Below are 24132 nucleotides of genomic sequence, written 5' to 3' on the forward strand. Positions count from 1 at the left end.
TGACCAATTTAGGCCAAAGAGATGGCCACGATAGCTGAAAACCAGTGGCTACTTTTAGCGCTCCCAATATTTCACAGGAATAGTTCATGTATCTGGGTTCTTAATAGATAGGGATATTGGACTTTATGCCTAAGTTTTTGCTCTGAATTGAGTCCTTCCCGAATTAAGCTTGCCAGTGCACGCAATATATACGGGATATCCTTTGCAGAACCCTCATTGTCAATTGTCTGCTCTCTGATCACCAGCGCTATCACTCCAAAAATAAAGCTGATATTTGGAACAAGTTTGAGGCAAAAGTTGCGTGCCCTGTCTAGATTGTCCTCTGCCCTTGAGGTGATCAAGTTCTGTATGGAAACATAATTTTCACCTTGAATATAAGCCAGTAAAATAGGCTCTATAGCGGTAAGCTTTTCAAAAATTTTTTCCTGATCGGCATGCGTGACCGGAATATCGAGCGCTTTTGCCAGTTGCCCATAAATGGCAGTACCTGTAAAAAACCGAAATATACGCCCCTGCTCTTCACAGAGCCAGTTCATTACCAGAACAATGATTTCTTCCAGGGAAAATTCCGCTAACACATCTATTCCGGTATCGTCTACAAAATTACCAATCTGGATCACAAATTGTGGCTCGAGTCCCATTTTTAAACTCACGCGACGGACCCAGTCTTTGTTCATTACCTCGCCTTCGATTTCTGTTTTAATCTCGACCAGCCGCTGAACCTTTTGATCATAGGATTGCTCCTGGTTTGCTTGTATTGCCTTGTATCGGCCAAAGGACTTTTGAAATATTGTATTGATCGAGGTTTCTGTATCCGGGACCAGGCTAAGCCTGAATATAACATTTTTCTGTTCTGCACTTAACTCCTGACTGCTTGTGGCCAGCTTATCCAAAAGGCCGGTCAAGGGATCGCTGATAACCAAACACTGGTCACTGTTGGAGAATACCTTTTCCCTGAGCTCCCACCATTTGGAGGAAAGGGTATTTTCCTTGAACTGAACAATCTGCCCGGGTATAAGCAGTACCATGCCCTGAGCGGATGATCCCGCCCTGCCCGCACGTCCTGCCGCGTTGAGGATTTCCTGGGGGTCGATCGTTTCGCGGTATCCCGAATCTTCGTCAAAACGGTCATCTCCGGCCATGATCACAACTTCAGCTGGAAGGTTAATTCCCTGTGCTAATGTTGCGGTTGCGACAACAACATTGATTCCGTCCGGACGTTTAAAATAGATCTCATTGAGTCTGCGCTCAATGGGTAACAGATTACCATGGTGCACAGCTGTCCTACCGCTGGAGATGAAGGAAAAGCCGATATCCCCCAGTTCCGATTCCAGAGCCTCAAAAAGCTGGGGATAACGGTTTCTCAGATCGGATACTATAAATGGCGCATCCGCCAGCTTCGCCGATATCTTTCTGGAGGTACTTTTTGCAATTTTCGGATCATCCACAAATACCAGAGTCTTGATCCCCTGACCAGCAAAATAGACCGCAAATTCTGCGGCTACTTCATTGCGGTTGCTTGTTAAGTTCCATTGAGCATTTGCGCTCAAGGAGATCTTGTTGGCTAAAATGCTGTTAATATAATAATCTTCACTAGATTTTGAGTCCCATTTATTTCTCAGACTGAAAAATGTGAAGGGGCTCGCTGTTAAAGCTCTTTTAACAATCGCACCTGGGCTGGCATTGGTACTTTCCTTCTGGGACTTCTTCAGAAATGCATGAAGTTCAGAAAGTTCCTTTTCTTGGTACATCAAACAACTGTGCAGCTGACGGGTCGGTTTCCATGAGGAGTCGAATACCACACACTCTCTGCCTGTAACAGAGGCGACCCATCTTGCGATTTCCGGTCCGTTCTCCACCATTGCAGATATTAGCAGGTAGTCCGCCTGCGGAGCTTCGGCAAAAAGCCTCAGCAAACAGAACATGGCATCAATGCTTCTTCTATCCTTTTTTTCCTCGCGCCCGTGCAGAAGATGGAATTCATCAAAAATGACCAGGCCTACATCTTCAAAATCGTCGGCGTTCACGCTAATAAGTGTCAAACATTTTTCAGGTGTCATGACGGCGATTTTCGGTAACTGGCCCTCCTCAACATCTGTATATTCAAGATCAAATTCCATGAGATTCTCTGGGATAAGTCCCTCAAATATTCTCAATAGGTTACTGTTAGCCTGATCTTCGAGCGCATGGGTGGGCACCAGATAAATAATGCGCTTCCCAGCGAGCAGAGTCGATGCGATTTTCAGTTCAGCAAGGGTACTTTTGCCCGCACCGGTTGGAAAGGTCAGTACCGCTGAACAACCTGGATTGAGAAAATTGGTTTTTACTGCATCGAAGTGGTTCTCCCATAAATAGGGTCTTTCTCCTGCAATTCGGGCAAGAAATGCAGTCCAGAGTTCCGGATCGGTGTCAATCGGCGGAGGAACTTTCACTATACCCCTGAGTAAAAGATCATTGCTCAGAATATTTAGAAGTTTTGCCAAATGATATGGTCCGGCATATAAACTGTCATTGTTGTACAATTCCCGATAACCCGGTATAAACACGGCCAGCTGGATCACCTTTTCAAAAAAAGCAGTATTATCATTCACATATTCGGGCTCCAAGAGTTCTCTTGCCAGATCTTTTACCCCATCAAGCAGGCATTCCCAGAGATAGTCTATTGCTTCCTGCTCCAGATCGTCCGCACCGTAGGCCTTCTGGGAAACGGTCAGGTTTACAATATGTTGCATTTCACCCTTGGCCAGATGTATAATTGCCTTCATCAGAACAGAGGCTATGTCATCATGGATGGACGCCTGCATCGCAAACCGTGAGACCTCTGCTGCATCGGCCGGACTGTTTCCGATAAGGAACAGTACCATAGAGGAAATCGCTTCAGGAATCTGGTCCCGATCGAATTCCGTGACGCTGGCGTCCAAATCGGTGTAATCACGGATCTGCAGCAATAAATATCTTGCCGTGGCAGCGACGAATGCTACCGCCCTTTTGCTTTCAATTTCCGGGACATTGACTACAAGTGTTTCTAAATTATTCGCCAGAGTCCGAAGCATATTAGTGCTTTCCAAAAATGAACCGTCTGTTTGATTTATCAGGGATAAATTATTCCTTACAGAAATGATTTCTGCATAAATTTTAGTTAGCTCCTGGGGCAACCTGGAGATATCTATGTTACCCACCCTTGGGATGGACCTGATATTTTCTTCAGTTATAGAATTGTACATGTCAACTTTTTAGCGTTAGGAGAAAAGCGGAAACCTGGGGACAGAAATCCTCCATCCACTGACGGATGTCAGCCTGATAGAAAGTGAGGCTATTTCTGCGTTGCACATCGTTCCCCGTTACCGTAAGTTCATAGTCTTTGAATAATTTGCGGCGCCACAGCGGCTTATTGGTTACTCTGTCAGGCGTTATCGCTACTCGGTATTTTCGGATTTCGTTTCTGTAAATGTCTGCGCTGATCGTGGACAAAAGCTTATCACGGTCAAGATGCTGCAGCATATAAGTCACCCTACCCACCAGTTGATTGTTACGGGTCCCCTTTTCAAATTCTTTGAAGTCGGGCCAGACCAACAGTCTTACTGTTTCCCTTGGATTACTGGTGTATTTATCTTCTGATATAATGATATGCTCGAGTTCATCATCATCCTTTAGGATTACTGCCACACCATCTATGCCATGCTGGGCCGGCGCGTCATGGGGTAGCTGAACAAAAAATTTCTTTCCTACATTTTCACGGTTTATGGCGATCCAATTGATCATTTGATACACCCATCCGTCTCTTTTGTATCGGTCCTCATCAGTGGCCCAGTTCAGGCGAGTGATCGCCAGGTCGATAGCGGTATCATTGTTCGGCGGCACGAAACCTGCTTTAGAGGCTAGGATCTGCTGAACGTGCAGATGATTTCCGAGCATCAGATAAGCGACGTGCTGGGCGAGCAAGGCCTCGTTTTCCACTTCCAGTTCTACCTCATTGTGAAGTGGTGAATAATCGATATGGATAAGTTTGACAGGCATTGCTTGATGATTGGTTAATAATGCTTATAGGGTTGCCAGTCTTGAGATGAGAGTCTGCATTTCGGCAATAATAGTGTTGACTTCCTGTTCATTGGCAGGATAACTGTCGGCTGTATGTAGATGCATATTTCTCAATCTTGCTATTGAATGCTGATATCTCGAACGCTCAGACGGAGATAATGTAGCTAAATGTTGTAAATTATGATTGGTCAGTTGCACCAGATACTGTCCAATGGAATTGGCGTTGTTTTTTATGTGGTGAAAGGAGACAAAAGCATTCAGAGTGCAATCCAGTGCCATGGTTGAATGCAGAACTTTCATCAGGTTTCTTCTTCTTGTTGGCGTTATGGAATGTACATCGATCACTTGGCGAAGCTCGGCCTTAACCTTGTTTAGATTACCGTTTGATAAGTTGGGATTCGAGTTCAACAAAGCCACAATGGTATTGATTCTGCTTTTCTGATCACTCATAGATACCTAGTCTAAACTGTAATTCTCTTCTAGTATTGATATTGCCGATGAGCCATCCGAAAAGGCTCGCTAGCCTCATGGGTTTCGAGGGATCGGATTTACTGGTTGGAAGTTCATTGAGACTTAGACATTTGGGCATAAACCTTTCCTTAAAAACAGGAATTTTATCCTGCATATACAGTTCAGACCTGAGCACAAAGTCATAATATGGGGCTAATTCTACCAGGTCAGGCCGCGTCGTGAGTTTTTTGAAACCTACTAGAGATTCCTCAAAGTAGTAAATATTGGACCTCACTTTTTCTGTCTTTTGCTCCAGATAGTTATAATAGGAGAGCCTTTCTTCCTCGGCAAAGGGAGTTACCCTTTTCTGACTAAACTCTACCTTTGCGATATAATTCAAGTTATTGATCTGGACATTAGACTGGCGCACATAGAGCTGTTTTTGAGTGTGCTTGAATTCTTTCAGGCTATGGGATGGCTTTGTTTCCCTTAAGATGGATTTCAGCTTTTTTAGATCACCTGGTTCAACAACTAAGTCGAAGAAATCCCTGTCAAATTGCCCCTTGTACTCCAGCTTCGTATCGGGCTCCAAGACGAGGGTCATGACCGTGGTTGCGGGATATGCAATTTTGGCATTCATTAGCCGCAACAACAACTTGTTACTGGAATTCTGCTCCTCAGGCGTTGGAATAAAAAGTCCCGTCAGTTGTCCGGCATCGGAGAGCAAAATATCGGGTCCGGAATATGCGAAGGGATGGTCGGGATCATCGACCCTGAAATAGGATCTGTCAATTAACTTTTGAAACTTTAACATGAGTGCGGCAATTTATGCTAATCTAAACTATTTAGTGAATTTTACCAAAACCAAGTGAATATTGATACCTCTTATCGTATTGGTTGCTGTGGGTACCCAAATCTACGCCAAGATATAAAGACAGAACGGGCCACTTTAAAGTTAGCGAATCGGGCCTACGCCTTCCAAAACACTATTAATCAGATAGTTATTTAAATAAAACTTTCCCTAGCATCATCTAGATGGATGGAGCTGAAGTTTACAAACTTACTTTGCCAAGCTGTGCTTTGTTCCACGCCACTCCCATGGTGCTACCGCATCAGCCTCTTGCCATAAACCTACTTTATTTTTCCTTGCGGTAATTTCCAACTGCGCATACAGCGGATCGCTTGAATATTTTTTAAAATGCCAGGCCATACCCAGTTTAACCATTTCCTGATTAATTACTTGTTTTTTATCGTTAATTACTACGGCGATCAATCTTTTATAACGGTCGTATTTTTGGCCCTGAACGGTTACCATTTGCCCGAAACACAGGTCGGAAAGGGCTTGTTTGGCTTTGGCACCAAAAGGCTGGTGGCCACGTTTCTCAGGACAATCGATATGTGCCAAACGGATTTTAATGGGCTGGTCCTGATATAATACCTCCATGGTATCGCCATCTAAAATCCGGATGACTCTGGCTGTAAAAACCAGATTACTATAATTGATGTCTTTATTTCCAGCTGGCTGGATAAAGCAAGACTGAAGCGTGAGCAACAACAGCAGCAGGCTTACTTTTCCCAGCCGCATAATGTTTTGCCGTCTTTTTTGGCTTTTTCGATATCCACTTTTACAATTTTATAAGTACAGTTACTTAAACCACGACAATCGGAAGTGTTGTGGTATTTTTTAGCGCCGGGACTGTTGCAGATATATACGGTTGTACTTTCTTTGCAGGTAATCATGTTAGCAAAGAAGAAGATGAGTAAGGAGAGTGTTTTCATGATGAGGGGATGATTTGAGAAAAATAAATGGATATTTAATTGTAATAATAATAATTTAGCTATTCAATAATCCGCTGTATAACAGGGCCTAATGCAGCCGGCAGATCATTTGTTAGTAAATCAAATTTCTTCACTTTCATTGCTTTAAACCAATCGCTCCAATACTGTTTGATCACATCTTCTTCGTAAGGGTTATTAACAGATGGGTTAATACCTAAAACAATAATTTCAAGTTCTTTTAAATTATAAGGAAAAGCAATAAACCCAAGGTTATTTTTCTTCATAATACTTTGGTAATCTGCAGTTGTGAGCTTTTTAAAACTCAGAAACTCTGGGGTGATGTAAGAACTTTTGCCTCCTACCTGCATAATACTGGCTTTATGATACATGTAACCATCGGTTAGTATTACTAAAATATTCCGATGGGCTGGTTTAATGCAATACAGCTGTACATTGCTTTTAAAAAACCTCCAGATATCGGAACCAACATAATTATGGTCTCTAATAGCGCTCTGGTAAATTTTAGCAGGATTATCGGCATAAACCTTATCTATACTCAGAAAATCCTTTTTACTGGTTTTGGGGTTAAAATCGACTTTTAACTGTTCACTAAGCTGATTAATATTGGGGATATTGGGCAGGGGATTAAAGAAAACCTGCATCTGGTCTTTTAACAGGAGCATCTTTTTTCCCCTTACATGGTTAGTAAATGCTTTTTGTACTGATTTTATATATTGCAGATCGCGCTGGTAAATCCCGGGATTCTTTTTAGGATCTATCCGATCCGATAAATCCAGTAAAAAGCTGATGTTGAGGTTCTGTTTTGGTTGCTGGGCTTTACCCTCTTTCACAAAAGCAGCTGTAATTAAGAGCGGCAGTAATATGTGTAGTAATGTGTGCTTCATGATGCCTGGTGGTTATAAAGTAGTGACGTAAACAGAATTTTGCGAATCTTCGCTGGCCCCTACGCTTTTAAGGTTTTCGTTGTAACAGGCAATACATTCAGTTTGAAGAACAATTTTTTCATGCATTGAAATATGAAGCTTTTCACTCACGAACGTAATCCAGCCTTTCATATACTCCGAAGCGTACAAAACATACTCCTTCGTGGGAATAATTACGGCATCAATTATCCGTTGTAATGTAATAATACGTCCCTGCGCCTCCAGCGAACTTTTTTTGATGTCGCTAAGCTCTTCTATCAATTTTGCTTTTTGGATTTCAATATCGCTTATCCTATCCTGATGGATCTGAATGTCTTTTTTCCTCCGCAGCTGTTCGTGTTTGATTTTGTCTTTCTCCCGGTGTTCTTTCATAATAAAATCGAACACTACGCCCCAGATAAGGTACACCACAAAACCCGCAAAGATGATTCCCCAGAACTGGATTTTGCCAAAGGCAACGAAAATTCCAAATTTGTCATCTTCCGCAGTTTTATTCAGTTCATAAATCTTCTCTTCAATCTGGTAAGCTAGTATAGCATCGAATAAAAGGGATGTGATAAAAAGGATTCCGATTTTGAAATAATTCCATCTGCTTTTAACCTCACCGAACATGTGGATCAAATAACCCAAACCCAGGAACACAAAAGGGATAAAGGTGACAAATAAACCTTCCAGCGAACCATCATGCCAGGCCTTTTCAAAAGCTTTTGCATCAAGAATGTTCATAACGACAGTGACACTATTCGCATCCAACAGTTTAAAAAAGGCAGAATAAGAGGTAGAAATGTAAAAGGTAAATAAATACAGGCTTAAAGGCATGAGAATGATTAAACCGATCCAGAATTTGCTTGAAGCACCTTTTGAAGCGCTGATGTGGTATTTTTCAGGATTCCGGGGCAGGTCGTTAATTTCGAATTTTAACTCTTCAATATTATCTTTTACCGCCCTGATATCGGTTTCCACCTTGTTAATCTGCTGTTCCTTACTTTCTTTACTGATGACCAGTGTTTTGATTTCGGTTTCTTTACTTTTCTGCTCGTTGATATAAGGTTCTTTAGCCAGCTGCTGCTTTTCTACCAGTTCTTTTTCTTCGTTTTGGAACCTGGCGTAAATGGCGTTCAAACATATCGAAAGCGCTAGCGGGCTACCACTGTTTCTAGATCCGTCTCTGAAACCCGCTTCGTGGTAAGTTCTTTTTCTTACTTCCTCGGTTTCTTCGGTAACAGGCTCCTTAATCTCCACATTTTCATCCTGAGGCGGATCGGCTGTTTTTGGGTTAAAAAATTCTTCTATTTGGGCAATCATAACATTAAGTTTTAGTTTGATTTATGATGTGATTATTGTATTTCTCTTTTTGCCGAAACAATCCGGTCTCTGGAGTATGTTTTTTGAACGGGTAAAATTTCAGCCGCTTTTTCTTCTTGTTTTGCAGGTTCACTTTTCTTATAAAAGGCAATGATTAAAAACAATAGTCCGGTGATGATATCAAGTGGGATCCAGATGCTTTTCCGATGAAGGTAAATGGGGAACAGGGGATTAAAAAGAATGAGTATGAGTATAAAAACGACTGTTAAAGCGTAGTTTTTTTGTTTGATCCAGCTGTAAATGAATACTAATGCCCCTAATGAAATGATGGTACGGAGAAAAGTGTAATACCCTATCGGCAATCTTAATATGGCAACAAAACAGGCAATGGCACAGATGGCACCTACGAGCCTTGGCAGCATTACACCGCTATTGTGCTGATCTTTTTTCGCAACTGATGGTTTAACCGGATCCTTCGTGATCATTTTATTGTTGTTTAATGATTCAAAAGTACCCTGATTAAGAGGGCTTTCCTTACGGGAACCCGTAAAACGAGAAACTACCATTAATGCGATTAAGAAAATAGAATACCAGAGACAGAATTAATAAAACAAGTCGTCATCTCGACTGGAACGCAGTGGAATGGAGAGATCTATCTTAGATAGATTTAGCTTCGCTGAGCACTACGTGGTTCTCGGCTTTCCTGCAATTGATGTTATTATTTGCATAACCTGTTAAAGGCTTTATAAACTATATGCATTTCCACCCAGTTAGGCCATAACACCGTATCCCCGTTCTACTTAATTCCGGCCTAACAAATTTTTCGGCAGTCACAGAACTAGCCATGCATTGCCTTTGAAAAAAATTTTCAGCCGGCGTTTTTTGGTTCTTTTTGACGCCAAAAAGAAGGAGCCCTTCGGCGGCGGCGAGCCGAGGCAGGACCGTGCCGTGAGGCACAAAAACAAATTATACCTTAATCATATCGATTTTTATGAAATAAATTATTCCTTCGGCTTAATATAATCTTCTGATTTTTCTTTCTTCCACCAGTTGTTATCGAGGCGTTTAATAGATATAAATGTTCGGGTAATGCCGGGTTTCATGGTGGCCGTATCGAGGTGCCTGGGCCATACGTGGATAATGGTATCTTTCCCGATGCATACCCACCAGAAAGTTTTTCCATAACGTTTGGTGGTATAAACTTCGCTGATGGTTCCATTAATTACTTTGTTGTTAAAACCAGGTTCCATTAACTGGTAGGTTAAAACTTTCTGTGCACGTGCGGTGGCTATCGCGGAGGTGAGTAACAGCAGTATGATGAGGTTTTTCATAGCGCTAAGGTATTCAGGCTAAAAACGGATTCCTTACGGCTAACCTTAGGGTAATCCTTCGGCTTCATCCGATCAGGATGACAAGCGCTCTTTTTAACCACCGAGATCCACTGAGATAAGACACTGAGAACACAGAGGGTTTAAATCGCTATAATTCATTCCTATCGTGAAAGATCCTTCGACTCCGCTACCATTGACAGAATAAATAACAAGAGTCGTCATTGCGAGGAGGAACGACGAAGCAATCTTTCCTGCTGGCGATCCTTGCCAGAAAGATTGCTTCGTCGGCTGAAAAAGCCTTCTCGCAATGACGAATTTGGCGCTTATCATTGCGCGAAGATTCTTCTGGCATTCATATTGCTTTTTATAAAAAAAATTATCCCTCAGGGTGACAAATCGCCGAGGATTTTTCGTATTTAAAATGAGAGGTTGCCCTGTCTGTTCCCAAAACAGATCAAAAAGCAACCCCTGCATTTTTGTGAGAGTGGAGCGGTTAATTAATAGTTCGCTATGGTTTGATGGAGCTGATCCCTATAATTGTAGAGCTCATCAAGGCTAAACAACTGTTTTTTCTCACCCGCATCTTTTCCGTTCTGAAAAGTTTCGAGGTATTTATTGGCGGTATTAAAATGGAACCTGCAGATGGGTTTGCGGTTATTGTCATCCAGTAATACCCCAAAGTAAGATTGGGTATCGCGGGCGGCAATGCGAGCGGAAGGAATCTTTTCGCGCAATATTGCTTTTACAATCTGGAAAGCTTCCAGTTCTTCCTCAGTGGTTACAATTTTTGAAGCCTCAGGATCTTCGATCACATGAATCACTTTACCTTCATCCTTTTTCTCGATTTTCTCATTGATGTTCAGGGCTGATTTTAAACGGTCGCTGATTGATTCGTTGATGGAAATGGCCAGGGCTTTTTTGGCGTATTCTTTAAAAGCGACCATCCGGTTTGCGGTGAGGGGTTTGTCGAAAAACCGGTTCACCAGTAATTTCACCATTTCATCGGAAGGGGTATCGATTTCTTTTTCAAATTCTTTCCTGATGGCTTTGATGTATTTTAAACCTTCGGCCGAATCGAGGATCGTTTCTAAATTATATTCGTTTTTGGTAAAACTTTCGAGGATTTTAATGGCATTATCTTTCAGGTCTTCAATATCGATGGTGAGGAAAGGTTTCTCATCCATAATATTTGGCTTTTCCAGATCGGCGTAAAAGTTATAAACCGTACCGTTGGTTAATACACCAAACCTGGCCTTCGAAACATGGTAATAGCGGTGCAACTGCGAATTATGGGCATCGGCACTTTCTTTCCAGTGTTTACACTCGAAAATGAGGATGGGTTCGTTGTTTTTACGGATCACGTAATCTACTTTCTCTCCTTTTTTGGTGCCGATATCGCAGATGTGTTCAGGAATCACCTCTGTTGGGTTAAAAATATCATAGCCAAGAATTTGGATAAAAGGCATTACAAATGCATTTTTGGTGGCTTCTTCGGTATTGATCTGATCTTTTAATCCGACCACACGCTGATGAAGCTGCTCTAACTTTAATTTAAGATCCATAACTTTTTGCATTAAATGGTTTCATCTGTTACTGATGCCTTCGGCGCGTTCTCCTTAACCGATTCGATGCCATTATCACGCGTTTCGGCAGTGCTGTACATCTGGCTGGTCCCGATAACTTCGCCATTTGCAGCTTTAAGGTTGAAATAGCATGAACCGTTTTTGGCGGTTTTTCTATCGTACCTGGTATCGGTTGGGGCATTGGTTTTAACCGATTCAATTCCTTTATGGCAAGATGCTTTTGCCGTGTACCCTTCGCTGGTGAGGATAACCCTGCCGTTTGATGCTTCAAGGTTAAACTGGTATTCGCCGTTTGTTCTTTTGGTAATGATAAATTTTCCCATAGTTAAGTTTTTTTAGCAGCTCAAAAGTATGGGAGGAATGTAGTGGATCCTTACGGGAAACCGTAGTGCGAGGGTTAACTGGTTAATTGTTGAAATTGGTTAACTGATCCAAACACTAGCCCTATTTACCACAGATCCTTTGACTCCACTATCATTGACAGAATCCAAGAGAAAAGTCGTCATCTCGACTGTAGCGCAGCGAAATGGAGAGATCTATTTATCAAGTTATCGAAATCAAATTTAAAAGATTTCTCCACTGCGTTTGAAATGACGATGCTTTGAGCGCATTCAGCTTCTTATCCATCTGTCATTCATATTGATTTATATAAAATAAATTATCCCTCAGGATGGCAAGCGCCTTTTTTTAACCACAGAGAACCACAGAGAAGGGCACGGAGCGCACAGCGCTTGTTAAATGGCTAAGATTCACTTTGCATCGAAAAAGATCCTTCGACACCATGCTACCATTGACAGACTTCAATAGCGCGTTCGTCATTCCCGCGCAGGCTGGAACCACGAAGTGCTCAGCGAAGCTAATCTTAATGCGCACGCGAGGTAGCGATCGTTGTAAGATTGCTTCGTCGGCTGAAAAAGCCTTCTCGCAATGACGACTTTTGGCGGCTTATCATTGCGCTAGGATTTTTCTGTCATCAATATCGATTTTTATGCAATAAATTATCCCTCATGATGACAAGCGCTTTTTAACCACAGAGAACCACAGAGAAGGGCACGGAGAGCACAGCGCTTGTTGAACGGCTAAGATTCACTTTCCATCGAAAAAGATCCTTCGACACTATGCTACCATTGACAGACTTCAATAGTGCGGTCGTCATTCCCGCGCAGGCGGGAACCACGAAGTGCTCAGCGAAGCTAATCTTAATGCGCACGCGAGGTAGCGATCGTTGTAAGATTGCTTCGTCGGCTGAAAAAGCCTTCTCGCAATGACGACTTTTAGCGGCTTATCATTGCGCCAGGATTTTTCTGTCATCAATATCGATTTTTATGCAATAAATTATCCCTTAGAATGACAAGCGAGCGGAATTAACTGAAATCAGTTGACTCCGGACTGTGGACTGAAGACTCAGGACTCATCAAATTATCCCTACATCTTTACAATAAGCAATCAGTTGTTCGTTTTTGGAGAAACCGAGTACCTCTTTCATCAAATTCAGACGCTTTTCAACGCTGCTTAGGCCAGAGGGTTTAATATTGTTTTCCTGCAAATAATAAGGAATGTTTTTTTGGGGTGTTCCATCAACCAGTTGAGAAATGATGGCGATATCCAGGTCTGTAAAATCGTGCGAATTATTTTCTTTTCTGGCCAGTTTTAAATCAGGCGAAAGGTATTTTTTATCGTTATAGATAGCGTTTATGGCCAGTTTTAAGTATTGGGCATCGTGACGGGCTTTTCGTACATAACCATCAATATGCAATTCTTTAAATAACATATCGATTACAGCAGTTTTATTTTCGACAGAAAATACGAGGATTTTTAAACCGGGTTGTACTTTTTTCGCAGCTTGTATAAGTTCAACACCACCGGCAATTTTTTGTTTATTATGGTCTTCTACAAAGGATAGATCAGTAACCAACAAGTCGTAAGGCTGTTCTGCTCTGATAGCATTTTTTATCCAGGTAAGCGCATCGTCACAATAATAAACGTATTCGGGTTTTTCTATACTCAGATCAGCTAAGGTTGTTTGCAGCGAAATATTCTGTGTTTCTTGATCTTCGGCAATAAGTATTCTTTTAAACATATATCATACAATTAGGAAACCGGAAAAGAGATTTGGATTTTAAGCCCCTTTTCAACTTTGGTATCAAAGGTAATTGTACCACCAATTGCATCAATACGGGTTCCCGTATTTGTGAGTCCATTATTAGGGTGTACTTCACCTAAAATGCCGATGCCGTTATCGGTATAATGGATATTTATTTTTTCTTGTGCCTGTTCAAATTTGATCACCACATCGCTTGCCCGGCTGTGTTTGCCCATATTTACCATCAGTTCCTGAAGGATATGTTCTATTTCCTCCCGCGCCTGTTCGGATACTTTTTCCCAGAGTTGAGCTGAATTTCCTACAAGTATTACTTTTGTATTTTCGGAAGCGAAGGATTTTAACAGCTCGGATATTTTTTCGTTGAAAGGTTGGTTTTTCGATTTTGGCTTTTCGTAAGAAAGATCACGCGATTGCTCATAAAGTTCTTCTATTTCGTTAACAATAGGATTGTTTTTTAAGCTTTCCTGATTATCGAGTTTATTCATGATCCTGTACAATCCGTTTGCAACTACATCGTGTACTTTTTGAGAGGTTTTGAGTTTATTTTCACGGATGGAGTTTTGAGCTTCGAGCTCTAATCTTTGTTTTCTTTTTTTATACCAAAGGGTACCAGCGATAGTGAGTAAAAGAATACCAATGATGAGTATGATGATCTGATACCTTTTGCCTTCATTGTCTTTTTGCAGCACGAGGTTATCGGCTTTGCTTTTTTCCGTGTCGTAACGGATTAGCGCAAATTGGTTTTTAGCGGCACTGCGAGCGGTTTGTACACTGTCATTTAATTTTTCGTAAATACTGAAATAATCTTTCGTTTCTTTAGCTGGGCTTAACTTAATTAATTTCTGAAGTGCTTCAAGACGATCATCCGGACTGACTAATTTTTTTGCAATCAGATACATCTTTTGAGCATATATTAATGCTGAATCTGGCTTCTTCTTTTCGTAGTAATCTGCAAGATGTGCGTAACTGGCGTTCTGACCCCATTGATCTTTTTCAACATCACGGATATGTAGTGCTTTCAGAAACTCAGGAGCTGCATTATAATTTGGGTTTTGAAGCCATTTAGTTTTAGCAAGATTAGAAAGCACCCTGGCGTATTCTTTTTTACTTTTGATATTTTTTGAAATGACATCAGAATAGATTTTAATTGATGCATTATAATTTCCCGCCTTTTGATAGGCCAATGCCTTATTATTTAAGAACATCGATTTAAAAGCATCATTATTGGAGAATTTTATAGCGCGCTCATGATATTCTATCGCTTCATCATATTTTTTTAAGTTAATACTATTTAATCCGAGCTCATTATAATCAGAGGATATACAGCTGAAGTCCGTTTTTTTTCGTTCACTCAGAAATTTAAGTGATGATATTAAACTTTCCTGACCTCCAAAGTAATCTCCGGCATCAGATTGTATAACAGCCATATAATTATAGGCCATAGCAACCTGTAAACTATCTTTAGGAGTGGTGGTAACCTTACTAAAATAGTAAAAAGCAGAATCATTATTTTTACCAAAGAATGATTCTGCAATATCATAGTTTGAATCTTTGCTAGAATTTTTAATGTCTTCTTTATTTTTGCAGGCAAATGCTATCAAAATTAAAAACGTAAATAAGTAGGATTTTTTCAAGATTGAGCGATTAATGGTAATCAAATATAAAAAAAGAAAGGCAGTATTTTACGCTGCCCTTCTTTTAATGATCTATGGGTTTTTAGGTGGCACATGTGCGCCTTCGCCCCCTGTATCATCACCATTGTCGCCACCATCTCCTGGGTCGGTATCGCCAGGATCGGTATCGTTGGTGCTTACTACTGTACCACTGTTGTGGCTGCAATTGTTATTTGTATTTGAAGGGTTTGCAAATCCTAAAAGGATAGCAATAAATAATGGTAAAAACATGATTCAAAAATTTAAAAAGTGATGTACACGTAGTTCCCCACGCCCCATGCGTGGGGGTTGCTACAAACTGTAAATCAGAAGGCCTTCTGAAATTTTTGGGAAGTGGTGAGTGTCTGTCGCGGGAGCTAATAACTGCTTCCCAAACCGGCTAATAACGACCGCGATTTCTACTCGTTTTTAACATTTAGTTCGTGCTTGGATTATCGTTTGAATCGTTGCTTGAATTAATTGTTGGGACAAATATCCAGGCTTCAAATCGCTAGTTTTCAGATAATTCCAAAGATTCTAAAGAATTCTTTTTAAATTCCAAAGAATTCCGGAAACCCGTAAGGATTCCAGAAATTCCATTTCTATTTTTACGATTAAATTTTTTGAAAAATGCCTGAAGATTATCAAGACATAGTATTGGCCGCCTATAAAAAGATGAGGGATAATGGGAAGCTATATGCAATTTTGCCTAGAGAAACAACTACTAAATTAAGAAGCGCGTGTTTAAAGGTTTACGAAAGTAGGCACGATCCAAAAGACCTGGATATACTTGCAACTTTTTTTGATGTAGATAGAATGGTTTGCGATATCCAAAAAAAATTAAACGAATCTGAGCCTGATGATTTTAGACCTCTTTGGAACCATATTACTGGTGGAACAGTTACAACTGAAGAGAGAAATACCGATCTTTTAGCATGGTTAATAGATTTGGAACCTAGGCCGAGCAGTTCTTATTATTTGAGTGCTGATAAAACAATTAAAATAGGTGGGATATCTATAGATGATCTCTTTCCTCCAACAACAACAACAACGACGACATCAACTCCAGATGATGAGGGACCAATTCGACCTAAGCCAATCTATATTCCGCGTTTCTCCCCTCGCTACATCACCATTTCCTGTGTCATTTTGCTATTGATTGGAACCACTTCTTTTGTAGCCTGGGAAACTAGTACCGCTTCAGTTCGAATGCCAAAAGAAGATGAGAAATGTATGTATTGGAATGAGGATCATTACGAGCCGGTAAAATGTAATGCACAAATTGTTAATGCTACGATAATCCCATTAAATCTTAAAAAGTTACAGCATCAAAGGAAGATTAATCTATCAGATACCCTAACCAGCTATTCGTTGGGGAAAGTGTGGTACAAAGGTTTTGTAAAAGATCATGAATATTTTACTGATAGCGGTGCATATCCTTTAGATACACAAAGAGTACTCAAACCACTTACAAACACAATTTTAACCAAGTATACTTCCAATTACAGGTATATGCTTACCCGTTTAGTATGGTTTTTATGTGCAGCTCTTTTTGTAAGTCTTTGTGGTATCGGAGCGAGTAAGACCAAAAAGAAAATTAAAGTTGGCAATCAGAATGAAACGAGCAATAGTCATATTCAGGATTTACTAAAACAAATAGCCCAATAATAACTTAGTTACTATTGGGCTATAAAGGTGAGTTTTAAAGGTTAAGAATAGTTTTATTTTCCCCAGTTTACCTGGATATTGTGTTCCTGGGCATATACTTTGCCTTTTTCCATTAATGCATTAAAATGTTGTTCGAAACGAGCTCCGTATTTTTCATCGATATTTTTAATGATTTCATCTTTAGCGTCCTGACTGCCTTTACTATCGCATAATTTAGCGTAAGCCAGGTATTCATTTTTATAAACGGGTATTACCAGTTCGTACAATTGTTGCGAAAGGGCTTTAATTTCCTTTTCTTCATCACCTGATGCCGAAAGTTTTTTCACTTTTTCGAGCGATTGTTCGAGGTATAATATTTTGTTATTGAGGTTAGTGGCAGCTTCGTCGCCTTTCTTTTTACTGGATGGAATATCAGGATATTCTTTAGTTTCATCGTTAATATGACGGGCCAGATCGGCGCTGGCAAAATCGTTGATCATATTGGTGTTCAGGATGGCAATGTCGAAGAAACGTTCAGGGGTTTCGGAGCAGGCGGAGAAAAAAAGAGTTAAGAGGATTAAAGTAGCGAATCTTGATTTTTGGGATAGTGCTTGTAATGTGTTCATGATCTAAATGGGTTTTCCTTATTAAATTTAAGCTTCGGTAGGAGCAAAGATTGAGCCGTTTTTGAGTTTGGAGCAGAGCGTTTCGGGCTTGGAGTGGATAAACCGATTGATCAATCCAGAGTCGGGAGTCGGGAGTTGGTTTACAAAAGATGTTTTTACCATTAAGAAGTTAAGCACATTAAGATAATTAACTAGCCTGGTGTTCTCCTTGCCCAGACTCTGCGAAATTTCGGTTAGAACTGATAAGCACTTCGCTTGAGGCGAGATGCGAATTTAACCTATTAACCTTGCCGGGCAATTAGGAATAACCAATAGACAAATCCGCATTTTTTGCTATCTTAGTGTTTGATTGTTAACACAATAACAAGCCGAACAACAAACCTATTTTTACATCCTAATTATTACGCCATCTCGTGAAATACTCTTTCTACCAACATTTAATTGTTAGGTCGGCCGCTTTGCCCATGGAGACCAATTTGCAGCCAGAATCTCTTATGCAAATGTGGAAAGATCCTTTTATACGGGAGAGCATCTATCTGGCCAGCAAATCACTTTATAATGACCTGGATAAACTATTCAATAATGTAGCCGAAGTGAGCGATTTTAAAAGAGAAAGCCTGTTAAAGAGCTTTTATAAATACCTGGCCCGGATGAGTAACCGCTCTACTCCTTTTGGTTTATTTGCGGGCTGTGCATCATTACAATGGGGAACTCCGCAACATTTGGTATTAGAGGCTGGTTTTAAAAGGGATATTACCCTGGATGCGGCTGTTAACGAACAGTTAGCTATGCTTGTAGAAGCAGAACATCCAGGTGCAACTTATGTACTCAATAACACCATTTATCTTCAAGGCAAACAGTATAAGTTTATTACTTATCAAAGCATCAATGGCGAACGCGAGTACAAAATCGTTGCACTGACGTACAATGATATTATTGCTCAATTGGTGGCTAAACTAAAAGGAAATGCCAAAACACACCAGGAGCTTGCTTTACTTCTTGGTGATTTCGATGCTGATGAATCATTTGCTTTTATCAAACAGTTGATCCAGATTCAGTTTTTGACTTATACGGGCAAACCAGGTATCGGACTACAGTTTCCTGATTATTTACCTCATCCCTGGCCTGCTGGCATACATAAAGAGTTACAATATACCCTATCTATTTTAGACAAAACTGCTACTGTAAATGGCACAGCTGAAGCGGTAATTGATGACTACTTACAAATAGAAACAAACCTTAAAAAACTTTTTGGTGAAACGCCTAATAATTGTTTTCATGTTACGAGAATAAATAGCCTGCAAGCAGCCAGTCTTAATAGCAATTTACAAATCAAGCTATTGCGTGGAATTAAGCTCCTGAACAATTTAACTGATTTTGAACCTCATAAAAGGTTAAAACAATTTAAAACTCAATTTTTACAACGGTATCAGGGAAGAAGTGTGCCACTATTGGCCGCCTTTGATCCGGATAGTGGAATAGAATATGGACAGTGGCACAATAAAGAAACTTTACTTACCGAAGGTTTAATTACCAGTTTAAATAAGCAAACAGAGCAGATACCCTATACCGAAACCAACCTAAAACTACTTAAGGTATTAACATTGGCCAATGTTGGTGGTCATTATAGTTTTACCCTGCCAGAAGATTTTGTGCAGGATAAACCATTAGCTGATCTTCCGCATAATATGGCTGCGGTTTTTCAACTTTTTGATGAGGAACGGATCTACCTCGAACTGGTACCCGGTACAGGAAGTTTAGGCCTTTTGGCAAGATATGCCCATGCCAGCTCAGCAATTAAACAATTGGCAATGGAAATGGCAATGGAAGAGACCTTGGCCAATCCGGAAGTCATCTATGCAGAAATTATCCACTTACCCGAAGAACGTTCGGCTAATGTGATGTCGCACCCTCAGTTTTGGTCGCACGAAATGCAATATGTAGACCATGCTCACGGTAAGCAAGTGATTAACCTCGACGAAATTGAGGTAACTTTGCAAAACGGTCTGTTTAAACTTTTTTCGAAAAAGAAGCAGCAGGAAATTATTCCCAAATTGAGCAGTGCCTATAATTATAACCGCTCACAACATCCTATATATACTTTTCTGTGTGATATACAACACCAAACAGGGCCAAATGGGTTAACCTTTAACTGGGGCAGGCTGGCAAAAGATTTTGTTTTTTTTCCGAGGGTAGATACCACCTTCGGACTTATTTTACACCGGGCCACCTGGAAATTTGCGCATGCAAACCTACTTCAACTCATCAAAAAACAAACTAATGATCAACTCCGTAGAGAAGCATTTGAACAATTTAGACAAGAATGGAAGATACCAGCCAAGTTTTATGTTGTAAACGGAGATAATGAGTTGCTGATCGATTCTGCTAATCCACTTTCAGTTGATGTTTTTTTAAAGGAGGCCTCAAAAACTGTTAATGAACTGGTAGTGAAAGAATGTTTGCACCATGAAATGAAACCGATATTACAGGATGAAGCCGGCAAGCGCTATGCACATCAGTTTGCCGCACCGCTTTTTGCAATGGCCGAAGTAAAAAAGGCGAGCTATCAGCCAAATAATGGTACGGTAACCCGCCACTTTTTTCCAGGTAGCGAGTGGCTGTACATTAAAATATTTTTAAATGAAAACACTGCCCAGGAGGTTTTAATAGCGCTGTTTAAATTACTCGATAAAAACTCAGGGGTACTCCACTATCAAAAGTGTTTTTTTATACGGTATTATGAACACGGTCACCATTTACGGTTACGGATATTGCTCCACAAAGCAGCAGATTTTCAACAGGCCTATTTTTTGGTTAAAGCGGTTTTAGACCCCTTCATTATGCACCAACAGATCAGCAATATTCAACTGGATACCTATGAGCGTGAAATTGAACGTTATGGTGCCGAGCAAATTGCATTGGCAGAAAGCCTGTTCGATATTGATAGCAGGTTTTGTGCCCACATTTTTACGATTTTCGAAAACAATGATTATACCGAACAGGGCTGGTTGATTATTTTTTGGGTGATGAAAGATTATTTATCGCGCAAGAGCACCGACCCTTCGGTACAGTTAAAGTTTGCGGAAACGCAGTTGACGTTCTTTTTAAAGGAAATGGACAGCAAGGAAATTAAAATACAGATTGACCAGTTGTTCAGAAAGTACGGAGCAATCCTTCCTGGTTTGGCGCAAGATTATGAAGCATTGCTCACCAACAGGCGCAGTGAAATAGATGCACTACTGAAGCAGCAAAAAGTAGATTGGAACGACAAGTTTTTGGCAGGGTTGATCCACATGCTGATAAACCGATATTTCGTTAATCAACAGCGGCTGCACGAGTGCCTTTTATACGGAATGATGGTTAAACAGTTAAAATCTGGTTTGGCAAGGGCAGAACGATAATTATTTATAAAGCGTTTTATTCAACATATAAAAAAAGCTATCCCGATAGGTTACTCCAATGGGCACCTTTTCTGTAATGTTATCGAATAAGATCATGTTGCCATCAATGGATTTAATCTTTTTAATCGCAATAATGTACGATTTATGGGTCCTGATAAACTCACCCTCCGGCAGACCATCTGCAAGTGATTTCATACTTACCAACGATACATGGCGCTGCGTGTCAGTAAAAACAGAGCAATAATTTTTTAGCCCCTCGATATACACGATATCTTCAAAATTTATCCTTACAATTTTGCCCCGGTCTGTTTTTAGATAAAATGCATCGGTTTTAGCTACGTTATGTTTATTTTCCTGATCCTTTTTTAAGGAATGAAGCATCAGTTTATCGAGTACTTTTTGGGTGGCATTTAAGAAACGGTCGAAAGAATAGGGCTTAAGCAAATAATCCAGAACATTGTTTTCGAAACCAGCTACGGCAAACTCACTGTAAGCAGAGGTAATAATTACCTCAATACCCTGTGGCAGCATCTTGATCAGATCGATACCCGATAATTCGGGCATATTGATGTCTAAAAAAAGCAGGTCGATATTATTGCTTTTAATCTCAACCAAAGCCTCTATCGGGTTGGTAAATACACCCACCAAACTGAGGAATGGAACCTTATTTACATAATCTTTTAAAATGTTGTGCGCATAGGGCTCATCATCAATAATGATGCAGTTAAGTTGTTTCATATCGTTTTAGGGGAAAGGTTAATTTACATTCATAGGTTTCTTCTGTTTCGGTAATGCTGAGGTTGTGGTTACCCGGAAATACCTCGTTTAGCCTTTGCTTTACATATTGGATACCTATTTTATTGGAGTGCACTTTTTTGTTGTTGTTTTTATAATTAAAAGAGTAAAAATGAAGATCATTTGCTTTTACCCCGATTTTTAGAATGGCTTCCTTTAACGGATCTTTAATTACACCATGTTTAAAAATATTCTCTACCAACGTAATGAGAATGAGCGAAATTACCTTACTGTTACCAGTGTTTTTCTCCAGATCGTATTGTATGTTAAGTGACTCATTTCTTTCATCATGTATTTTAATAAAATCATGGATGTAACTCAGTTCACTTTCCAGGGTACTGTAACCATCTTCACTGCCTGTTAAAGCATGGCGCATTACATTTGATAACATGAGTATCGATTTTGCCACATCGGGAAGTGCTTTATATGTTTTGGCATGTAAAAAGCCAAGTGTATTAAATACAAAATGAGGGTTTATCTGCGATTTAACCAAATTAAGTTCAGCTTGTATGGCATTCCTTTTTAAACGATCCTGTTCTTGTATCAGCTCAAGCTTTTCGAGGTTGTATTGGTAAACTTCCCTATCTCTTTTAGCGGCCAGGTGGGCAAAACTAAATCCAATGCCAATAACATAAAAATAAAGTGAACGCATTATCAGGGCAGTAATCTGGTAACGGGTTAAATAAAGCGCAATGTCTTTATGGTAAGCTGCAGTTTCGATTAAAATCTTTAATGCTGAAGAAACGACAAGAATCAATACTGTACCAAATACAACACTAATTATCCTGAGTGTTATTGAGGTAACCCGCTGCTTAATAAAGGTAAAGCCCAACCAGGCACCGTAAAACACAGCAGCATTTATCACAAAAGACAACAACGTGTAAATAGGCCGGAGATCCAGCCCGGCAAAATAACTGATCAGTATTTCATACAGGATATAGGCCATCCATAATAGGATGTGCATACCGACATTTTTTCTACTCATTTATAATCCAGATGTATCTGCTTCCGAAAATGGAATATTCACTTGTCCTTTTATAGCTACTCATTCGTCATTCAAAACCGCTCATTGGTACAAAATATTTTGCAAGTTTTTCAACAAACCCCACATTTATATCAACAACAAACCATAAAGCTATGAAAAATCAAATTAAAGTTTCGCTACCACAAATCGAAGTTAAACAAATTCAGATTCTTAATCGCAGTATGTCTGCAAAAACAATGGTTTTTAATCAACGCGGAAATTACTTTCCAACAGAAACAGTCATAACATCAACACTAACAGGCATTTAATTATGAACTTAACATTATTAAAAAAACTAGGACTTGAAAGCACAGCGACTGTGCTATCGGATGAACTAAGTGATATGATTGGCGGAGGCCAATCAGAAGATGATATCCGTTTTACGCTAAACCTTCCTTTTGAGGGGCAAATGTCGGGTTATGCTTTAATGCATGCAGTGCAACGTAGCCAGTACCACAAACGTGTAAGTCAGGAAGACAGCTTGTTATAAATTTCATCTGAAGGCCAGTATTGGCATGATGGGAAAAATACATAGTTGTATATATAGATACATTAAGCCCTAAAAGCAAATTCTACCTATGAAAGCGCTCGAAAAAGGGGTCAAATTAAGATGACTTAGGGGATGGCCATCTACCATTCCCTAAGCTCTTTATCTTTCTCCTGGCAAGTTTTATCATTCATTCGATCATCCATTAAACATGAAAAAACAGCCTAAAATCAAACTTTCCTTAGCTAAAGAAACCATTGCTAAACTGAATGAGGAGCAAATGGAACTTATTGCCGGTGGATACGCTGCGAGCAGTGAAAGTACCACCATTATAATTACTGAGGAATTAAGCAATTCGGACGGTAAAAAAGACAGTTGCAATCCAACAATATTGAAATCAAAAACCTGTCCGGCAACTGGCTCATGTGCCTGTAGCTGCGAATAATTAAACAACAATTTATAGCAATCGCCATGAAAAAATCAATCAAAATCAAGCTTTCCTTAGCAAAAGAAACCATCGCCAAGTTAAACGATGAACAGATGGAGCTTATAGCCGGTGGACAGGGGCTAAATATCGAATCGGCTGTCACGGTAAAGACCGAGCTAGAAGCGCTGGGAGATGTAGGCAACTGTGGCCCGCAAACTTTTCAGGTTTCAAAAACATGTCCGGCTACAAGCTCTTGCTTGTGTGTGTGCGAATAATTAATTCCTATCAAACCTATATCACCATGAAAAAACAATTAAAAACTAAGCTTTCGCTCAACAAAGAAACAGTGGCAAGACTAAACGATGAGCAAATGGAACTGGTAGCCGGAGGACAGGCAATAGGAGCCGATGCGACTATTGTAATTGGGCTCGACCTTGCAAATGGTGCCGGAGAAGAAGATACCTGTGGTAAAAAGTCTGTTGTTAATTCCAAAACTTGTCCGGCATCCGCAACCTGTAACTGCCCTGGCTGCTAAACGC

25 protein-coding genes are annotated in these 24132 nt (G+C 40.2%); 7 read left to right on the forward strand and 18 right to left on the reverse strand.

What is annotated here, in order from left to right:
- Nucleotides 1-71 precede the first annotated feature (71 nt).
- From H9L23_RS20715 to H9L23_RS20785, 15 genes are all read right to left on the reverse strand, one after another.
- Nucleotides 72-3224: a DEAD/DEAH box helicase gene (locus tag H9L23_RS20715; protein ID WP_187592109.1), complete on the reverse strand. Its 3153-nt coding sequence runs from the start codon at nucleotides 3222-3224 to the stop codon at nucleotides 72-74.
- Nucleotide 3225: 1 nt separating this feature from the next.
- Complete coding sequence (locus H9L23_RS20720; RefSeq protein WP_187592110.1) at nucleotides 3226-4017, reverse strand: hypothetical protein; 792 nt, start codon at nucleotides 4015-4017, stop codon at nucleotides 3226-3228.
- Between the two features lie 24 nt (nucleotides 4018-4041).
- Complete coding sequence (locus H9L23_RS20725; RefSeq protein ID WP_187592111.1) at nucleotides 4042-4488, reverse strand: hypothetical protein; 447 nt, start codon at nucleotides 4486-4488, stop codon at nucleotides 4042-4044.
- Entirely contained in the window at nucleotides 4481-5302 is an 822-nt protein-coding gene (locus tag H9L23_RS20730; RefSeq protein WP_187592112.1) for a hypothetical protein, read from the reverse strand. Before H9L23_RS20730 ends, H9L23_RS20725 begins: the two co-directional genes overlap by 8 nt.
- Nucleotides 5303-5548: 246 nt before the next feature.
- The gene (locus tag H9L23_RS20735; RefSeq protein ID WP_187592113.1) at nucleotides 5549-6073 is read right to left on the reverse strand and encodes a thermonuclease family protein; all 525 of its coding nucleotides are present in this window, start codon (nucleotides 6071-6073) and stop codon (nucleotides 5549-5551) included.
- The gene (locus tag H9L23_RS20740; protein ID WP_187592114.1) at nucleotides 6055-6267 is read right to left on the reverse strand and encodes a hypothetical protein; all 213 of its coding nucleotides are present in this window, start codon (nucleotides 6265-6267) and stop codon (nucleotides 6055-6057) included. The genes H9L23_RS20735 and H9L23_RS20740 overlap by 19 nt, the downstream gene beginning before the upstream one ends.
- Before the next feature lie 59 nt (nucleotides 6268-6326).
- A complete protein-coding gene (locus tag H9L23_RS20745; protein ID WP_187592115.1) occupies nucleotides 6327-7172 on the reverse strand; it encodes a hypothetical protein in 846 nt (281 codons plus the stop codon).
- Nucleotides 7173-7184: 12 nt separating this feature from the next.
- A complete protein-coding gene (locus H9L23_RS20750; RefSeq protein WP_187592116.1) occupies nucleotides 7185-8516 on the reverse strand; it encodes a beta-carotene 15,15'-monooxygenase in 1332 nt (443 codons plus the stop codon).
- A 32-nt stretch (nucleotides 8517-8548) separates the two neighbouring features.
- Nucleotides 8549-9001 (reverse strand): DUF6804 family protein, encoded by a 453-nt coding sequence (locus H9L23_RS20755; RefSeq protein WP_223191001.1) that lies wholly within the window; start codon nucleotides 8999-9001, stop codon nucleotides 8549-8551.
- Between the two features lie 516 nt (nucleotides 9002-9517).
- Complete coding sequence (locus H9L23_RS20760) at nucleotides 9518-9847, reverse strand: hypothetical protein (RefSeq protein WP_187592117.1); 330 nt, start codon at nucleotides 9845-9847, stop codon at nucleotides 9518-9520.
- 497 nt (nucleotides 9848-10344) lie between these two features.
- Nucleotides 10345-11409: a type I restriction endonuclease gene (locus H9L23_RS20765; RefSeq protein ID WP_187592118.1), complete on the reverse strand. Its 1065-nt coding sequence runs from the start codon at nucleotides 11407-11409 to the stop codon at nucleotides 10345-10347.
- Between the two features lie 11 nt (nucleotides 11410-11420).
- Complete coding sequence (locus H9L23_RS20770) at nucleotides 11421-11753, reverse strand: YegP family protein (RefSeq protein WP_187592119.1); 333 nt, start codon at nucleotides 11751-11753, stop codon at nucleotides 11421-11423.
- Between the two features lie 1091 nt (nucleotides 11754-12844).
- Nucleotides 12845-13510 carry a response regulator gene (locus tag H9L23_RS20775; RefSeq protein WP_187592120.1) on the reverse strand — a complete coding sequence of 222 codons (666 nt, stop codon included), beginning with the start codon at nucleotides 13508-13510 and terminating at the stop codon, nucleotides 12845-12847.
- 11 nt (nucleotides 13511-13521) lie between these two features.
- Nucleotides 13522-15168, reverse strand: a complete 1647-nt coding sequence (locus H9L23_RS20780; RefSeq protein WP_223191002.1) for a tetratricopeptide repeat-containing sensor histidine kinase — start codon at nucleotides 15166-15168, stop codon at nucleotides 13522-13524.
- 72 nt (nucleotides 15169-15240) lie between these two features.
- Nucleotides 15241-15438, reverse strand: coding sequence for a hypothetical protein (locus H9L23_RS20785; protein ID WP_187592121.1), 198 nt, complete (start codon nucleotides 15436-15438; stop codon nucleotides 15241-15243).
- 378 nt (nucleotides 15439-15816) lie between these two features.
- Between H9L23_RS20785 and H9L23_RS20790 the strand changes: the two genes are divergently transcribed.
- Entirely contained in the window at nucleotides 15817-16854 is a 1038-nt protein-coding gene (locus H9L23_RS20790) for a hypothetical protein (RefSeq protein WP_187592122.1), read from the forward strand.
- A 53-nt stretch (nucleotides 16855-16907) separates the two neighbouring features.
- Here H9L23_RS20790 and H9L23_RS20795 read toward each other — a convergent pair whose 3' ends face one another.
- Nucleotides 16908-17459 carry a hypothetical protein gene (locus H9L23_RS20795; RefSeq protein WP_187592123.1) on the reverse strand — a complete coding sequence of 184 codons (552 nt, stop codon included), beginning with the start codon at nucleotides 17457-17459 and terminating at the stop codon, nucleotides 16908-16910.
- Between the two features lie 500 nt (nucleotides 17460-17959).
- On the opposite strand from H9L23_RS20795, the gene H9L23_RS20800 reads away from it, so the two are divergent.
- Nucleotides 17960-20860, forward strand: a complete 2901-nt coding sequence (locus H9L23_RS20800; protein WP_187592124.1) for a lantibiotic dehydratase — start codon at nucleotides 17960-17962, stop codon at nucleotides 20858-20860.
- Here H9L23_RS20800 and H9L23_RS20805 read toward each other — a convergent pair whose 3' ends face one another.
- Both H9L23_RS20805 and H9L23_RS20810 read right to left on the reverse strand, forming a co-directional pair.
- Nucleotides 20861-21598 carry a LytR/AlgR family response regulator transcription factor gene (locus H9L23_RS20805; protein WP_187592125.1) on the reverse strand — a complete coding sequence of 246 codons (738 nt, stop codon included), beginning with the start codon at nucleotides 21596-21598 and terminating at the stop codon, nucleotides 20861-20863.
- On the reverse strand, nucleotides 21585-22619 hold the full coding sequence (locus H9L23_RS20810; RefSeq protein ID WP_187592126.1) for a sensor histidine kinase: 1035 nt from the start codon (nucleotides 22617-22619) through the stop codon (nucleotides 21585-21587). Before H9L23_RS20810 ends, H9L23_RS20805 begins: the two co-directional genes overlap by 14 nt.
- Nucleotides 22620-22792: 173 nt before the next feature.
- Here H9L23_RS20810 and H9L23_RS20815 point away from each other — a divergent pair, with 173 nt between their 5' ends.
- The 5 genes from H9L23_RS20815 (at nucleotide 22793) to H9L23_RS20835 (ending at nucleotide 24128) form a co-directional block, all read left to right on the forward strand.
- Complete coding sequence (locus H9L23_RS20815; RefSeq protein WP_187592127.1) at nucleotides 22793-22948, forward strand: hypothetical protein; 156 nt, start codon at nucleotides 22793-22795, stop codon at nucleotides 22946-22948.
- A 2-nt stretch (nucleotides 22949-22950) separates the two neighbouring features.
- Complete coding sequence (locus H9L23_RS20820; protein ID WP_187592128.1) at nucleotides 22951-23169, forward strand: hypothetical protein; 219 nt, start codon at nucleotides 22951-22953, stop codon at nucleotides 23167-23169.
- A gap of 208 nt (nucleotides 23170-23377) precedes the next feature.
- Nucleotides 23378-23611, forward strand: coding sequence for a class I lanthipeptide (locus H9L23_RS20825; RefSeq protein WP_187592129.1), 234 nt, complete (start codon nucleotides 23378-23380; stop codon nucleotides 23609-23611).
- 26 nt (nucleotides 23612-23637) lie between these two features.
- Complete coding sequence (locus tag H9L23_RS20830) at nucleotides 23638-23868, forward strand: class I lanthipeptide (RefSeq protein WP_187592130.1); 231 nt, start codon at nucleotides 23638-23640, stop codon at nucleotides 23866-23868.
- A 26-nt stretch (nucleotides 23869-23894) separates the two neighbouring features.
- Nucleotides 23895-24128, forward strand: coding sequence for a class I lanthipeptide (locus tag H9L23_RS20835; RefSeq protein WP_187592131.1), 234 nt, complete (start codon nucleotides 23895-23897; stop codon nucleotides 24126-24128).
- Nucleotides 24129-24132: the final 4 nt, after the last annotated feature.

This window comes from Pedobacter roseus (assembly GCF_014395225.1).
In the GTDB taxonomy this organism is placed as follows: Bacteria; Bacteroidota; Bacteroidia; order Sphingobacteriales; family Sphingobacteriaceae; genus Pedobacter; species Pedobacter roseus.